Origin of the sequence: Onishia niordana (assembly GCF_004798965.1) — a bacterium.
GTDB classification, from domain to species: Bacteria; Pseudomonadota; Gammaproteobacteria; order Pseudomonadales; family Halomonadaceae; genus Onishia; species Onishia niordana.
Window position 1 is genome coordinate 96,390 of sequence record NZ_SDSD01000011.1, and the last position, 15,383, is coordinate 111,772.

General features: G+C 63.6%; 17 protein-coding genes and 1 pseudogene. 3 read left to right on the forward strand and 15 right to left on the reverse strand.

Translation table 11 applies throughout. The annotated features are described in order from the left end of the window. Position 1 precedes the first annotated feature (1 nt). The 9 genes from ccmI to ccmA are packed head-to-tail and all read right to left on the reverse strand — an operon-like array spanning position 2 to position 7,228. Positions 2-1,306, reverse strand: a complete 1,305-nt coding sequence (gene ccmI, locus ETC27_RS16320) for a c-type cytochrome biogenesis protein CcmI (protein ID WP_136256024.1) — start codon at positions 1,304-1,306, stop codon at positions 2-4. Further along, a complete protein-coding gene (locus ETC27_RS16325) occupies positions 1,307-1,885 on the reverse strand; it encodes a cytochrome c-type biogenesis protein (protein ID WP_136256025.1) in 579 nt (192 codons plus the stop codon). After that, positions 1,876-2,403, reverse strand: coding sequence for a DsbE family thiol:disulfide interchange protein (locus ETC27_RS16330; RefSeq protein WP_136256026.1), 528 nt, complete (start codon positions 2,401-2,403; stop codon positions 1,876-1,878). Before ETC27_RS16330 ends, ETC27_RS16325 begins: the two co-directional genes overlap by 10 nt. Then, on the reverse strand, positions 2,400-4,421 hold the full coding sequence (locus tag ETC27_RS16335) for a heme lyase CcmF/NrfE family subunit (protein WP_136256027.1): 2,022 nt from the start codon (positions 4,419-4,421) through the stop codon (positions 2,400-2,402). Before ETC27_RS16335 ends, ETC27_RS16330 begins: the two co-directional genes overlap by 4 nt. A gap of 12 nt (positions 4,422-4,433) precedes the next feature. Then, a complete protein-coding gene (gene ccmE, locus ETC27_RS16340; protein WP_136256028.1) occupies positions 4,434-4,922 on the reverse strand; it encodes a cytochrome c maturation protein CcmE in 489 nt (162 codons plus the stop codon). Continuing rightward, positions 4,912-5,112, reverse strand: a complete 201-nt coding sequence (gene ccmD / locus ETC27_RS16345) for a heme exporter protein CcmD (protein ID WP_136256029.1) — start codon at positions 5,110-5,112, stop codon at positions 4,912-4,914. Before ccmD ends, ccmE begins: the two co-directional genes overlap by 11 nt. Next, a complete protein-coding gene (locus ETC27_RS16350; RefSeq protein ID WP_136256030.1) occupies positions 5,112-5,852 on the reverse strand; it encodes a heme ABC transporter permease in 741 nt (246 codons plus the stop codon). The genes ccmD and ETC27_RS16350 overlap by 1 nt, the downstream gene beginning before the upstream one ends. A gap of 13 nt (positions 5,853-5,865) precedes the next feature. After that, positions 5,866-6,597, reverse strand: coding sequence for a heme exporter protein CcmB (gene ccmB, locus ETC27_RS16355; RefSeq protein WP_136256031.1), 732 nt, complete (start codon positions 6,595-6,597; stop codon positions 5,866-5,868). Beyond that, positions 6,584-7,228, reverse strand: coding sequence for a cytochrome c biogenesis heme-transporting ATPase CcmA (gene ccmA, locus ETC27_RS16360; RefSeq protein WP_136256032.1), 645 nt, complete (start codon positions 7,226-7,228; stop codon positions 6,584-6,586). Before ccmA ends, ccmB begins: the two co-directional genes overlap by 14 nt. Before the next feature lie 233 nt (positions 7,229-7,461). Here ccmA and lexA point away from each other — a divergent pair, with 233 nt between their 5' ends. Both lexA and ETC27_RS16370 read left to right on the forward strand, forming a co-directional pair. Further along, complete coding sequence (gene lexA / locus ETC27_RS16365) at positions 7,462-7,932, forward strand: transcriptional repressor LexA (RefSeq protein WP_136256033.1); 471 nt, start codon at positions 7,462-7,464, stop codon at positions 7,930-7,932. Then, positions 7,932-8,549, forward strand: a complete 618-nt coding sequence (locus ETC27_RS16370; RefSeq protein WP_136256034.1) for an IMPACT family protein — start codon at positions 7,932-7,934, stop codon at positions 8,547-8,549. Before lexA ends, ETC27_RS16370 begins: the two co-directional genes overlap by 1 nt. Before the next feature lie 102 nt (positions 8,550-8,651). Here the strand turns inward: ETC27_RS16370 and ETC27_RS16375 are convergent, their stop codons facing one another. The 3 genes from ETC27_RS16375 to ETC27_RS16385 all read right to left on the reverse strand — a co-directional run bounded on the left by ETC27_RS16375 (position 8,652) and on the right by ETC27_RS16385 (position 12,131). Then, on the reverse strand, positions 8,652-9,974 hold the full coding sequence (locus ETC27_RS16375; RefSeq protein ID WP_136256035.1) for a sodium ion-translocating decarboxylase subunit beta: 1,323 nt from the start codon (positions 9,972-9,974) through the stop codon (positions 8,652-8,654). A 12-nt stretch (positions 9,975-9,986) separates the two neighbouring features. Next, on the reverse strand, positions 9,987-11,798 hold the full coding sequence (gene oadA, locus ETC27_RS16380) for a sodium-extruding oxaloacetate decarboxylase subunit alpha (protein ID WP_136256036.1): 1,812 nt from the start codon (positions 11,796-11,798) through the stop codon (positions 9,987-9,989). Between the two features lie 87 nt (positions 11,799-11,885). After that, positions 11,886-12,131, reverse strand: coding sequence for an OadG family protein (locus tag ETC27_RS16385; protein WP_136256037.1), 246 nt, complete (start codon positions 12,129-12,131; stop codon positions 11,886-11,888). 160 nt (positions 12,132-12,291) lie between these two features. Between ETC27_RS16385 and ETC27_RS16390 the strand changes: the two genes are divergently transcribed. Continuing rightward, on the forward strand, positions 12,292-13,281 hold the full coding sequence (locus ETC27_RS16390) for a tRNA dihydrouridine synthase (protein WP_136256048.1): 990 nt from the start codon (positions 12,292-12,294) through the stop codon (positions 13,279-13,281). Between the two features lie 31 nt (positions 13,282-13,312). Here ETC27_RS16390 and ETC27_RS17740 read toward each other — a convergent pair whose 3' ends face one another. The 3 genes and pseudogenes from ETC27_RS17740 to ETC27_RS16400 form a co-directional block, all read right to left on the reverse strand. Next, positions 13,313-13,513, reverse strand: a complete 201-nt coding sequence (locus ETC27_RS17740) for a hypothetical protein (RefSeq protein WP_340162684.1) — start codon at positions 13,511-13,513, stop codon at positions 13,313-13,315. A gap of 17 nt (positions 13,514-13,530) precedes the next feature. Further along, a pseudogene (locus ETC27_RS16395) lies at positions 13,531-14,004 on the reverse strand (5-oxoprolinase subunit C family protein). A 48-nt stretch (positions 14,005-14,052) separates the two neighbouring features. Next, positions 14,053-14,916, reverse strand: coding sequence for an urea carboxylase-associated family protein (locus tag ETC27_RS16400; RefSeq protein ID WP_136256038.1), 864 nt, complete (start codon positions 14,914-14,916; stop codon positions 14,053-14,055). Positions 14,917-15,383 lie beyond the last annotated feature (467 nt).

Below are 15,383 nucleotides of genomic sequence, written 5' to 3' on the forward strand. Positions count from 1 at the left end.
ATTATTCGCCGGTCTCGCTGCTGCCCGCCTCGATCACTCGGTCAATGATCACCGCGACCGGGGCGTTCTCGCCGTCAACCGGCACGGCCTGATGCTCGCCGACCAGGTCGCCGGGCTGGGGCTTAGCCTGGCCGCTCGTCGAGACCCGTACCACCAGGCGCGCCTCGTCTACCTGCGAGAGCCTGGCCATGGGACTCATGGCATCATTGTCATCGAGGCGCACGGTGAAGGGCAGGTCGCCGACAGTGGCACGCACGATCGCCAGCGGCGGACGCTCGCCGGCCACATCACGGGCCACCACGAAGACGCTGGCATCGGGGCCGACACGCTCGGCGAGCCCCTCATCCAGGCTCACCTTCACGCGGATGCCGGGACCGGCACCGGCGATCTGGCTATCGCTTGCCTGACTATCGCTTGCCTGACTATCACTGGCCTCGCTATCGGCTGCCTGACCCAGCCGTGACTGCGCCACGGCGATCCCCTGACGCAGCGACTCGGCGGCGGCAGGATTGTTGAAGCCGGCCACGGCACGACGCCAGTAATCGATGGCCTCTTCATAGCGGCCATGATCGAAGGCATCGATGCCCAGCATGCCGAGAATGGTCGGCTCGCGCGGGTCCTTGTCGAGGGTCTCGTCGACCAGCGACTGCACCTTGTCGGTCAGGGTACGGTTGGCGGCGAAGAACTGGATCTGTGCCAGCTGCGCAAGCAGCGATGGCTGACGGCCTTCCAACGCGATAAGCCGCTCAAGTGCGTCGATGGCCTTCACCGACTGGCCGCGGTCCCGATAAAGCGGGAAAAGTGCGGCCCATACATTGGGATTCTCGGGCTGACGGGCGGCCTCCTCTTCCAGACGATCGATCATCATCGCAGGCGAACCCTGGGGGCTCTGTCGCACGTCCTGCTGCGCGCCATAGAGCGCCAGGTCGCCGGTTGCGCCCTGCTGGCCATACCAGACGAAGGCCACCACGGTCACCAGCACCATGGTGATCGGCACCATCAGTCGGCCGGCGCCCGCCGCCTTGAGCGGGCGCTTGGCCTGGGCCTCGGTATCCTCGAGCAGGCTGCGCTCAAGCTCCAGGCGGTCCTCGTCGAAGCGGGCATCACTGAGTTCACCGCGCTCGCGAGCGGCCTCCAGTGACTCAAGGCGACGATGATAGATCGCCAGGTTCTGCTCGACGTTGCGATCAGCCTCCTCGTAGACGCGCTGGTCCTTGGCGAGGGCGCTGGCACGGCGCAAGGGAAGCGCCAGCAGCCATAGCGCCGGCAGCAGCAGCACGGCCAGGGCGAGCCAGAGTAGGGTCATTCAGTGATCTCCCGATGCATCAGAGTGTCGATTGATCAGGGCGTCCAGTCGCGCGCGCTCCTCCGCCGAGAGGGCGCGTGCCGAGGCACGCCGACGCCGTCGCACGATCAATGCCACCAGCACGCCGCCGAGCAGCACCAGCGCGGCGGGCAGCCCCCACAGCAGCAGGGTGCGATCCTCGAGGCGCGGATTGTAGAGCACATAGTCGCCGAAGCGTGCGACCATGAAATCCTGGATCTCGCGATCGCTGCGGCCTTCGCGCAGCAGCGTTGCGACCCGTTCGCGCATGTCCTTGGCGACCGGCGAGTCGGAATCGCCGATCGCCTGGTTCTCACACTTCGGGCAGCGCAGGCCATCGGTCAATGAGCGATAGCGCTCGGCGGTCACCGGCGAGTCGAAATCGCGCACCTCGACCGCGGCCTGGGCCTGGTTAGCGGCAAGCCCTGCCAGCAGCGAAAGCGTTAGTGACAACAGTACTGAGAAAAGTACTGAGAAAAGCACTGAAAACAGCAGCGACACTCGCAGCGTGGCGGTGCCATGTCGGCTGAAAGCCGGCAATCCGAGCCGTCTTATTGCCATTTTCGCACCTCCGGCATGATGGTCTCGGTGACATCTTCTGGCGTGATGTAGCCGGTGTGGTGATAACGGATCACCCCATTCGCATCGACCAGGAAGGTCTCCGGTGCGCCATAGACGCCGAGTTCGAAGCCAAGCTCGCCTTCGGGGTCGAAGAGATTGACCTCGAAGGGATTGCCAAACTCTTCGAGAAAGGCGCGTCCCTTCTCGCGGCTGTCCTTGTAATCGACGCCGACCAGCCGCACGCCACGATCCGCAAGATCAAGAAGCTGTGGCATCTCCTGCTTGCAAGTGGGACACCATTCGCCCCAGACGTTGACCAGCGTGACCTCGCCTTTGAACAGCGAGGCGTCATAACTCGCCTCGGGGTTCTCGAGGCTAGAGAGCGAGAAGGCCGGAAAATCCCGGGCCAGCAACGCCGAATCCCGCGCCGAGGGGTCCAGAGACAGGCCACGATACAGAAGCCCTGCCAAGCCAATGAAGACCAGCAGCGGAATGACCAGCAATAGACGACGCTTCATGCGCTTGCCTCCCGTGGCGCACTCAAGTGTGCGGCACCTTGATCCCCAGAAGACTGACCGCTGCGCGCCTTGACCCGCCGGCGATAGCGACGGTCGACAACCGCCACCAGTCCGCCGGCGGCCATCAGCAGCGCCCCCAGCCACAGCCAGCGTACGAAGGGCTTGTACTGAATGCGCAGTGCCCAGGACCCATCGCCCAGTTCCTCACCCATCGCCACATAAAGGTCTCGCAACAGCCCGGGACGCAGGGCCACCTGGGTCATCGGCATGCCACGGGCGATATACAGGCGCTTCTCGGGGTGCATGGTGAAGAGACGCTCCTCACCGCCACGGCTCACCGCAATGGTCGCGGTATCGGCCATGTAGTTGGGGCCACGCTGCTGACCCAGTTCGGTCAGGGTGAAGTCATAGCCTGCCACCGAGGCGCTTTCGCCCACAGCAAGGCGCACGTTGCGCTCGACGTTGTAGTTCGAGACCACGGTGACACCGACGATGGTCACCGCAAGTCCCAGATGGCCGAGCACCATGCCCCAGTAGGCCGGTGACAGGCGCTTTAAGGCCGCGACAGGCGAGCCGGAGCGACGCGATTTGTCGATGAGATCACGTACCAGCGGCAGCACCACCCACAGCGCCGCGACCAGGCCAAGCGACACCCAGAGGTTCCACTCACCGCCATAGACGAGTGGCGCCAGCAGGCCGATCGTGAGCGCCAGCGCGCCGGAAAGCGCCAGGCGGCGTGCCATTTCGCGGCCCGGCATGGCCTTCCAGCGCGACAGCGGCCCAAGGCCCATGAACACGCACAGGATCACGGTCAGTGGCACGAAGAGCGCATTGAAGTACGGCGGGCCGACGCTGATCTTGCCCAGGTCCATGGCATCCAGCACCAGCGGGTAGAGGGTGCCGAGCAGCACGGTGACGGTCATGATCACCAGCAAGATGTTGTTGACCAGAAGCAAAGCATCCCGCGACAACCAGCTGAAGCTCACCGCATGGCTGACGCGAGGCGCGCGCAGGGCGAACACGAACAGCGACGCCCCCACGGTGATGCCTAGCAGGGCGAGGATGAACATGCCTCGCGAGGGGTCGTTGGCGAAGGCATGCACCGAGGTCAGGACGCCGGAGCGGACCAGGAAGGTACCGAGCAGTGACAGCGAGAAGGTGGTGATGGCCAGCAGCACCGTCCAGCTCTTGAAGGAGCCGCGCTTTTCGGTGACCGCAAGCGAGTGGATCAGTGCGGTGCCGGCAAGCCACGGCAGCAGGGAGGCGTTCTCGACCGGGTCCCAGAACCACCAGCCGCCCCAGCCAAGCTCGTAATAAGCCCACCAGCTGCCCAGCGCGATGCCGACGGTCAGGAAGGCCCAGGCTACGTTAGTCCAGGGGCGTGCCCACCGCGTCCAGGCGGCATCGAGCCGACCGCCCAGCAAGGCGGCGATGGCAAAGGCAAAAACCACCGAGAAGCCCACGTAGCCCATGTAGAGCATCGGCGGATGGATGATCAGGCCAAAGTCCTGCAATAGCGGGTTCAGGTCGGCGCCATCCTGGGGCGGCGTCGGCAGCAGCCGCGTGAAGGGGTTCGACGTTACCAACACGAAGGTCAGAAAACCGGCGCTAACGAGGCCCATGACACCCAGCACGCGTGCCAGCATGTCGCTTGGCAGGTCACGGGAGAAACAGCTGGCCGCAAACCCCCAGGCGCCGAGCATGAGGCTCCAAAGCAGTACCGACCCCTCGTGATTGCCCCAGACGGCACTGGCCTTGTAGTACCACGGCAGCAGTGAATTGGAATTGTTGGCGACATTGGCGACGCTGAAGTCATCCAGCAGGTAGCTTGCGGTCAGGCAGGCGTAGGCGACCAGCAGGAAGAACAGCTGCCCCGCCGCCATGGGCCGAGCGAAGGCCATCCAAAGCGGGCGACGCGTCGCCGCCCCGGCCAGCGGCACCACCGCCTGTACCAAGGCCATCAGCAGGGCCAGGACCAACGCGAAGTGGCCGAGTTCGGGAATCATCTCAATCAGCATGGCAACTCCGGATCAGTAGGTAGCGCCGCCCGCGCTCTCGGTGTTCTTGGCGGCGTCACCGTAGTCGGCGGGGGAATAGCCGGCGGCTTCCAGGGCATCGGCAACCTCGCTGGGCATGTAGTTCTCATCGTGCTTGGCGAGCACCTCGCTTGCCATCAGGTGGCCCTTGCCATCGAGTTGCCCGACCACCACCACGCCCTGCCCCTCGCGGAAGAGGTCAGGCAGGATGCCGCTGTAGCGCACCTCGAGATCCTCGACGTAATCGGTGATCACGAAACCGACGTCCAGGCTCTCGGGGTCGCGGGCCACGCTGCCTTCCTTGACCATGCCGCCGGCACGCAGGGTGCGCTGCACCGGCGCCTCGCCGGCGGCGATCTGTACCGGGCTGAAGAACAGATTGATGTTGCTGCGCAGGGCATACAGGGTCAGGCCGATCGCCATGGCGGAAAGCGTCACCAGCCCGAGAATGATAAAGAGCTTCTGCTTGCGTTTAGGATGCATTGTGGTCGGCCCTCGGGGTGGTGGTGTCGCGGCGTACTCGGCGCTGGATATCACGCAGCAGGCGATGATGCTCCGCCCGGGCATGAACCACGCTGCCCACCATCGCGAGGGCGGCAACCGCCCAGGCGGACCATACATAGGCGCCATGGCCGCCCATGGCGAAGAAGGCGTCGAGGGAGTCGAAGGCCATCAGGCATCTCCAGCAGCGAGTTCACGCACCCAGTGCTTGCCGGCCTCGCGGCGCAAGATCTCATTGCGGGTACGCATCAGGGTGATGGCGATGAAGAAGGCATAGAAGCCCAGCACCATCAGCAGCAGTGGCCACCACATTTCGACCGGCATCGAGGGCCGCGAGGCGATCGAGAAGGTCGCCGGCTGGTGCAGGGTGTACCACCAGTCGACGGAATACTTGATCACCGGGATATTGATCACACCGACCATGGACAGCACCGAGGCGGCCCGGGCCCCGCTGTCACGGCTGGTAAAGGCGCCGCGCAGGGCGATCACCCCCACATACAGGAACAATAGGATCAGCATCGAGGTCAGGCGGGCGTCCCAGATCCACCAGGTCCCCCAGGTCGGCATGCCCCACACCGAGCCGGTGAACAACGCCACGAAGGTCATGGCCGCGCCCAGTGGCGCCATCACCGCGGCGGCCATATCGGCCACCTTGATCTTCCAGACCATGAACACCAGTGCCGCCACCGCCATGGAAACGAAGATCGACTGGGCGAGAAAGGCCGCCGGCACATGCACATAGATGATGCGAAAGCTGTCGCCCTGCTGGTAGTCCGCGGGGGCAAATGCCAGCCCCCAGATACTGCCGACAAGGATCAGCGCCACCGCCAGGAACCAGCACCAGGGCAAGAGCCTGGCGCTGATGCCGTAGAACCACTTGGGAGATCCGAACTTATGAATGAACGCCCACATACCCTGAGATTCCTTAACCGTTGATACTGATGCGCAGCGAGGCGGCGATGGCAAAGGGTGCCATCATCAGCGCCGCGCAGCACAGGGCGCCAAGAATCGCCAGATGCGGCCCCACCGGGTCGCCGATAATCGCCGCCTGGACGGCACCGGTGCCGAAGATCAGCACCGGAATGTTCAGCGGCAGCACCAGCAACGAGAGCAGCACGCCGCCCCGAGACAGCCCCACTGTCAGGGCCGCACCGATGGCGCCAATCAGGCTCAAACTGACACTGCCCAGCGCCAATGACAAAGACAGCACCAGATAGCTCTCCGCCGGCAGCGCCAGCAACAGCCCAAGCAGCGGCGCCATCAGCGCCAGTGGCAAGCCGGTCATCAGCCAGTGCACGCAGACCTTGCCCAGCACCAGCGCCGGCAGCGGCTGAGGCGCCAGCAGTAGCTGTTCCAGGCAGCCATCCTCGTAGTCGGCGCGAAACAGCGCCTCAAGTGACAGCAGCGTCGCCAGCAAGGCGGCTACCCACAAAAGACCCGGCGCAATGGTCGCCAGCAGCGCTGGCTGCGGCGAGATCCCCAGCGGGAACAGGGTAATCACCAGCGCGAAGAAGGCCAGCGGGTTCATGATATCGCTGCGTCGGCGTGCGGCGAGCGTCAGGTCGCGTTTGAGGGTGGCTGCCATTGCGACCCCCAGGCCACCCGAGGGTTCCACCGGCTCAACGCCGCGCAGGCTTTCCGTGTCAGAGCTGGGCATGCTCACCTCCTCCCCCGAGCCTGATGCGCCGCAAGGTCCCCTGAGCCGCCAGATCATGATGGGTGGTCAGCAGCACACTGCCGCCCCGCGCAACATGGTCATGCAGGCGCTGCTCCAGCGCCATGACACCGGCCTTGTCGATGGCGGTGAAGGGCTCGTCGAGCACCCATAGCGGGCGCGGCGTTAGCTCCAGGCGTGCCAGTGCCACCCGGCGCTGCTGCCCCGCCGACAGCTGGGCGACCGGCAGATCCTCGAAGCCGGCCAAGCCGACCTCGCGAAGCGCCGCCAGGCGCGCCGCCTCACTCCCCGTCTCGCCAGCCAGTGCCTGATACCAGGCGAGGTTCTCAAGCGCCGTCAATGCGGTCTTGATGCCGGTGGCGTGCCCCAGATAAACAAGATTGGACAGGAAGGCGTCGCGCACGCGGGAAAGCGGTGCATCACCCCAGTAAAGGTCGCCCTCATAATCGCCGAGCTGCCCCGAGAGAATCTTCAACAGCGTGGTCTTGCCACTGCCGTTGGGCCCCTCGATGCGTACCAGCTCGCCGGGGCCGATTGCCAGGTCAAGGTCACGAAACAGCATGCGTCCGTCGCGTTCACAGCTCAGGTTTCGCGCTTGCAGGCGAGCAGTCACGAGGGGTCTCCAAGGGTCAACAATCCGCTCGGCACTGTACACGGTACGGCCTTTTCTCGCCAGCAAAGGCCTTGCGGCAGCGGGTCGCACCGGCCAGTCTCGACGCGGTTTTACAGGGATTCCCTTGTCAGTTTCGCTGCCCTTGCTATGATGCAGAAGCATCGACGAAAACACTGTAAATAATAACAGCTTCTGAGCCCACAGCTCGCCCCGCCGCGCAAGGGAGAAAGATCATGCCGCACACCGCACCGCATTATCTGCACCGCCTGCCCAACCTGCCCTTAAGCAATGCCTGGGAAGAGATCACCGCCAGCGACATGATCGAGGTAGAACTGCTCGGCAAGGTTGCCGCCGGCCTGCCCATCGAGGCCTGCCCCGAGCAATCCAGCGTTCTTATTCCCTCTCGTATGGTGCGGCGCAATACCTACGCGCTCAAGGTATGTGGCGATTCGATGATCGACTGTAATATCTTCGACGGCGATGTGATCATCATCGAGCGCCAGGAGAGTGCCGAAAACGGCGAGACGGCCGTGGTGATGATCAATGATCAGGAGGTGACCCTGAAGAAGCTCTATATCGAGAAGTCGGGTGTACGCCTCCAGCCGGCCAATGAAACCATGGCGCCGATCTTTCTCAAGAACGATGATATCCAGGTGCTGGGCCTGGTGATGGGTGTCGTGCGACAGTCGGCTCAGGCGGCCTGATGCGATACCCGATTCCCGATCTGGCGAGTGGCGACTGGCGTGAAACCGAATTCGAGGTCGAAAAGAGCCGCTTTTTGACCTGGACCAGCCATGCCCCCGATGCCGCAAGCTTCGAAGCGCTACTGACCGAGGCGCGCGTTCGTCACCCCAACGCCAGCCATCATTGCAGCGCTTTCATTGCCGGCCCGCCCGGCGAGCAGCAGGCCATCGGCTTCTCGGATGACGGTGAGCCTGGTGGCACCGCCGGACGCCCCATGTTTCAGGTGCTCGAGGGGGCGGGCATGGGCCAGGTGGGCTGCGTGGTCATTCGCTACTTCGGCGGCACCAAACTTGGCACCGGCGGCCTGGCCAGGGCCTACGCCAAGGCTGTGGCGCAGGCCATCGAGACGCTGCCGACTCGCGACTTCACCGAGCGCACCCCTCTGCGCATGAAGCTCGGCTTCGCCGGCGAAGCCGAGGCCCGGGCCTGGCTCACCGACCAGGGCATCCCCGTCGAGCAGGCTGATTACGGCGCCGATGGCGTGGTGCTGACCGTCGGCTGGCCCGCGGATCGAAAAGCGGATTTAAGCGCTCTGGACAGTCGCCTCAAGGGACAGCTCGAACACCTCACCGACTGACGCGATACAGGCGCATCACTCCTGCCTTTCAGCCCCCAGACAACAAAACGGCGCCCCGTGGGGCGCCGTTCTTGTTACTGGCCACAGTGCAGCCTGTAGGTCTCACCCCAGGTACTTGATCATCACGCCGGCGGCGACCGCCGAACCGATCACACCGGCCACGTTCGGGCCCATGGCATGCATGAGCAGGAAGTTGTGGGGGTTGTACTCCAGGCCGACCTTGTTCGACACCCGCGCGGCCATCGGCACGGCCGAGACGCCGGCCGAACCAATCAACGGGTTGATCTCCATCTTGCTGACCGTGTTCATCAGCTTGGCCATCAGCACACCACAGGCGGTACCGATCGCGAAGGCGACGATACCCAGGCTCAGAATGCCCAGGGTCTCGACGGTCAAGAAGCGATCGGCGACCAGCTTGGAGCCTACCGACAGGCCGAGGAAGATGGTCACAATGTTGATCAAGGCATTCTGAGCGGTATCCGAGAGGCGCTCGACGACGCCGCACTCGCGCATCAGGTTGCCGAAGCAGAACATGCCCAGCAGCGGCGCGGCATCCGGCAGGAACAGCACCACCAGAATCAGCAGCACCAGCGGGAAGCAGATCTTCTCGAGCTTCGACACCGGACGCAGCTGCGTCATGACGATCTTACGTTCCTTCTCGCTGGTCAGCAGGCGCATGATCGGCGGCTGGATCAGCGGCACCAGTGCCATGTAGGAATAGGAGGCCACGGCGATCGCCCCGAGCAACTCGGGCGCCAGAATGCTCGACACATAGATCGAGGTCGGCCCGTCGGCGCCACCGATGATGCCGATAGCGGCCGCCTGCTGGAGCGAGAAGTCCATCCAGCCAAGCGAGGTCATGCCCACGGCCCCGATCAGGGTCGCGAAGATGCCGAATTGCGCCGCTGCGCCCAGGAATAGCGTGCGCGGGTTGGCGAGCAGCGGACCGAAATCGGTCATTGCCCCCACGCCCATGAAGATCACCAGCGGCGCGATGCCCGAGGCAATGGCCACGCTGTAGAAGTTGTAGAGCATGCCGTTGGCGAAGCCTTCGTCGCCCGCCACGTCCTCGGCGGCCCGTATCAGGTTGGGCGCGGTATCACCGTGCACCACCTCGGCGATGGCATGGCGCGAGGCCTCCACCGTCATGCCGGGATCGAGGCTCATGCCCAGGGCCTCAGCCATGCGCGCCAGCACCTCGGGGCTCGCCAGATGTGCCGCCTGCTCGGCGGCGGACAAGGCAAGCCCGGCCTCGGGAATATTGGCGAGAATGCCCCCGAAGCCGATCGGCACCAGCAACAGCGGCTCGAACTTCTTGTGGATCGCCAGGTAGAGCAGCAGCAGGCCGATGACGATCATCGCCGCTTGCCCCAGGCCCAGGTTGTAGAGACCCGAGCCGTACCAGAGAGTCAGCAGTTTATCCATGAATCCGAGCCCTTACAGGACGACCAGCGTATCACCCACGGATACGCTGTCGCCTTCTTTGACATTGACTGCAGAGACGCTACCGGCGCTCGCCGCGCGGATTTCGGTCTCCATCTTCATGGCCTCCAGAATGATCACTATCTCACCCTCGGCGACCTGGTCGCCCGGCTTGACGTTGACCTTGAAGATGTTGCCCGCAAGCGGTGCGCTGATGGTCTCGCCGCTGGACTGGGCCGGTGCGGCTGGCGCGGCGGCCTGTTCGGCATCCCCCTTGGCCTGCACCTGGCCGATCTCGCCACCCTCGGAGACCTCGACCACATACTGCTTACCGTTGACGGTAATGGTGTAGGTCTCGGGGCCGGCAGCGGGCACCGAGGTGCCTCCCGCTTTTGCCGGCACGCCGGCAGACTGAGCCTCTGGCGCTTCGGGCGCGGGCTCGAAGGCCTCGGGGTTATCGCGGTTCTTGAGAAACTTGAGCCCGATCTGCGGGAAGAGTGCATAGGTCAGCACGTCGTCGATGCGCCGCTCGCCCTCTTCAAGGCGAATTCCCTCTTCCTTGGCCTTGGACTCGAGCTCCTTGGTCAAGCGATCGATCTCGGGCTCCAGGCGATCGGCAGGCCGACAGGTAATCGGCTCCTTGCCTTCCAGCACTCGCGCCTGCAGTTCCTTGTTAAAGGCCGAGGGCGCAGCGCCATACTCTCCCCTGAGCAGCGCCTGGACCTCCTTGGAGATCGACTTGTAGCGCTCGCCCATCATCACGTTCATCACCGCCTGGGTGCCAACGATCTGCGAGGTGGGGGTGACCAACGGAATGAAGCCCAGGTCCTCGCGCACCTTGGGGATCTCGCCGAGCACGTCATCCAGCTTGTCGCCGGCGCCCTGCTCCTTGAGCTGGCCTTCCATGTTAGTGAGCATGCCACCGGGCACCTGGGCGATCAGGATCCGCGAATCGATGCCCTTCAGCGAGCCCTCGAAGGCGGCATATTTCTTGCGCACCTCGCGGAAGTAGGCCGCGATGTCCTCGAGCAACTCGAGATCCAGGCCCGTGTCGCGGTCGGTGTCCTTGAGCATCGCCACCACGGATTCGGTGGGGCTGTGGCCGTAGGTCATCGACATCGAAGAGATGGCGGTGTCGATATTGTCGATGCCGGCTTCGACGGCCTTGAGTGCCGTTGCCGTGGACATGCCGGTGGTGGCATGACACTGCATGTGAATGGGGATCGACAGTTCCTTCTTGAGCTTGGAGACCAGCTCATAGGCGGTATAGGGGGCCAGCAGCCCCGCCATGTCCTTGATCGCCAGAGAGTCGGCGCCCATGTCAGCGATCTGCTTGGCGAGTTCGACCCAACCATCGACGGTATGCACTGGGCTGACCGTGTAGGAGATGGTGCCTTGCGCATGACCGTCGTTGGCGCGAACGGCCTTGATCGCCCGCTCGAGGTTACGCGGATCGTTCATGGCATCGAAGACACGGAAGACATCGACGCCGTTAGTGCGAGCGCGCTCGACGAACTTGTCGACCACATCGTCGGCGTAGTGGCGGTAGCCCAGCAGGTTCTGGCCACGCAACAGCATCTGCTGCGGCGTGTTGGGCATCGCTTCCTTCAGGGCACGAATGCGTGCCCAGGGGTCCTCACCCAGATAACGGATACAGGAATCGAAGGTGGCTCCCCCCCAGGATTCCAAGGACCAGAAACCGACCCGATCGAGTTTCTCGGCGATCGGCAGCATGTCATCAAGGCGCATGCGCGTAGCGAACAGTGACTGGTGCGCGTCACGCAGCACCACATCGGTGATGCCCAGTGGGCGTCGAGTCTCACTCATTAGGGTTTATCCTTATTCGATAATTCTGGCTGGCTGACAGACGGCGGTGTTCACGCCCGAAAGCAATGTCGCGTGGCAGCGGTCCAACTAGCGGTGATGACGCTGACGGTACCGGTGCACGGCGGTGCTGATGACCACCATCAGGTCATCGTCCTGGGCGGCAGGCGCTGGCGCCCGAGGTGCGGCCTCAGGCTTGGCCGGCACCGGCGCCCAGCGAGAGACCAGTTTCGACATCCCGGTGGTAGCGATGACCAGCACCGTCAGGAAGACGAAGACAAAGCCCATGCCGAATACCATCAGCATCAAGCCTTCGTTCATTAGCGAATCTTGCATCTTGAGCTCCCCTTGCTCGGTCGCGCCCAACCACGACTGGCCTGGGCATACTATTCAACTGGTACAATAACCTGCCTGAACCTACCAATAATGCAATGACACCATGGTTGAGCAGAACGTAGTTAATTTACTACATGAAGGCCGTATCGGCCTAGCGCCCATGGAGGGCGTCATCGATGTCCATACCCGCGCGCTACTCACCGAGCACCCAGGCTTCGACTGGACGGTGACCGAGTTCGTGCGCGTGGTTGACGCGCGCTTGCCGCCGCGCGTCTTCTACAAGCACTGTCCGGAGCTCGCCGGGGACCGCGTCGTCACCCCCCACGGCATCCCGGTGCACCTGCAGCTACTCGGTTCGGACCCTGAGGCCCTTGCCGCCAATGCGCGTCAGGCCTTACGTCTTGGCGCCGTGAGCATCGATCTCAACTTTGGCTGCCCCGCCAAGACGGTCAATCGTCACGACGGCGGCGCCTCACTGCTGCGCGACCCTCACCGACTCGAGCGAGCCGTGTCCGCCGTCCATCAAGCCGTCGACGGCGCCGTACCGGTGACCGCCAAGATACGCCTGGGTTTCTCGGACCGCTTGAAGGCGCTGGATTGCTCGCTGGCCGCCGAACGCGCCGGTGCCACCTCCCTGGTAGTACATGCCCGTACCCGCGATGAGGGCTATCGCCCACCGGCGCACTGGGAGTGGATCGGCCGCATCCGCCATGCCCTGCGCATCCCGGTAATCGCCAATGGCGACATCTGGACGCTGGAAGACTACTGGAAAGCGCGCACGCTTTCCGGTTGCCCCGATGTCATGCTTGGCCGTGGCGCACTAGCGGACCCCTATCTGGCCCCGCGTATCCGCCACTGGCAAGGGACCAACGAGCGGCTGCCGGCCACCGAATGGGCGGCACGCGCCGAGATCCTCTGCACTTACGCTGCATTGCAGCGTAGCACACTCCCAGAGCGCGTCGTGGTCTCGCTGCTAAAACAATGGCTCAACCATATGCGTAGCCGGGATTCTGAGGCCGCACGCCGCTTTCAGGCACTGCGCCGCGAGACACGCCTGGATCCCTTCCTGGCAGGGCTTGCCGCCGGCACTCCACGGGAAGCATCGAGCCTCGCTTCAGTCAGACAGCCAACAGCGGCACTGGCGACCTGACGCCACTCGACAAGCGTCAGGGCTTCACACTTCACTCAACAAAGGCGGCAAGGAAGCGCCGGTAGGCATCCTGCGCGGCCCCCATGGCGACCGGCGCGAGATGCACAGTCTGGCCAGGCTGACACTGGGCAAGCCGCGCGCAGGCCAGCGGCATGAGGGTGCCAAGCCTTGGGTAGCCGTCAACGGTCTGACGATCGTTGAGTAGCGCGATGGGCTGGCCATCCGACTGCACCTGTAAAGCCCCCAGCTCTATACCCTCCGAGATCTGCCACCTAGCCGGCACTCGAGCCTGGGACCGGTGAGTCGCACGCCCATGCGATCGGCGCGGGCATCGACCCGCCACTCGTCGTGAAAGGCACGGAAGAGGCTGGCGCCAGTGAAATCGGCAATCTGCGCGCCGGGAATCAACTCGAGTGTCGCCGGCGCCATATAATCAAGGCACTACCGCTCGGGCACTGTTCTCCCCTCGCCGGTGGCGATGGCATCAACGACATCGGTATCGACACGCAGCGTCTCGCCCTCGGCCATCGGCTTGCCCTCGCCGGTGTGGCCGCCCAATCCCTCGCGAGTCACGCACGCAAGACTGCCAAGGACCGGCTCATCACGAAAGCCGCCGGCAACGGCCAGATAGGCGCGCACCCCCGCCTTGGGCGAATCGAAGGCCAGCCGCGCCCCCTTGTGCAGCGTGAACGCCTGCCAGGGGGCAAGAGAGATCGCATTCAGATCAGCGCCTGCCGGTCGAGATCAGCAGCCGCCATCAGACGCTCGAGCTCAGGACCCACGCTTAATGTCGGTCCAATCGACGGATGGCGCCTTTCGTCCGTGTTGTCCGCGGTAGGGGGCGGGGCGAGGCGATGTCCAGTCAGCGAGCAGTCTCTCCGCGACCGCATACACCTCAACACCCAGGGGGTGACAGGTCGTCAGTGGATCACGAGCATCTGGGCCCCACAGATCGACCGACAAGTCACCGCCGGGACAACAGGAAAGAGCGCACAGCAGGTCAATCTCGGCAAAGAATTCAAGATAATCCCCCTGCCGTGCCGGGCTTGCCTTCATGAAGTACTGGTCATCCTCGTTAAGGCCGGTGCACTGGAAGACGTTGAGCACGTCGTGCACATCAAACTCTGTCAGCCCCCAGGGCTCGATGGCCCTGACCAGGTTCGAATGACAGTGAAAGTCGAAGTCCTCGCCGGTCAGCAGTCGATTGACGTAGGGGTCGCAGCGCGTACCGAGCAAGTCGTGGACGCGGCCACCCTGCGCATCGACGCCATAGTCTGCGAGCGTGTCATCAATGATGGTGGCCATAGGCCGAAGGTAAGGCAAGGTCGACCACAGCCGGTCGTAGGTACTGATATGGGCGCGCTGTAGCTGACGGGTACGAGAGGCCCACATTCGCTCGCGGGGATTATGCAGGTGCCACATGTTGAAATCGCCTACCTGAGCGCCTTCGGTCACCTTGATGCGAAAGATATGACCGGCCGGCACCTCCCACGCCAGGCCATCACGCATCGGCACGGTATGAGTCGCCACCAGTCGGCGTTCAGATTGAGCGGCACTCAGCCCACTATAGAAGGCCTTGTCTACATCAAGTAGTGACCCTTCGCTTGCCTGATAGGCTGCAGGCACCTTGGACATGAAACTCTCCTCGCGCCGAGAGGCGCCTTGGATCTGAGGGACGGCGCGACATGAGGCTCACGCCTTCTGTCAGCGGCGCGCGCTCAATACTCTCCGACGCATCACACATGCCGCTAATAACAGGATGCACTCTTTGCACAGACGATGGACACCACCGAATCCGCGCGACCAGAGACGCTATATCCTGAAGCGTAACGTATGGCGCACTCGCCGACAGCTGAGTGCTTAAGATTGAAGACGCTTGATGTCTTTTGAGGCCTTAAAGCAGGTGGGTAAGACGAGAAGCGACATACATTGAGGAAGGGCTGGGGAATGTCAGGGGGCAAGGTCAGCCAAAAGCGTACTTTTCTACCGACATAAAAAAACCCCGGCCTGTGAGGGCCGGGGTTTTTTCAGTGTAAGTGCCTGACGATGACCTACTCTCGCATGGAGAGACTCCACACTACCATCGGCGCTAAGCGGTTTCA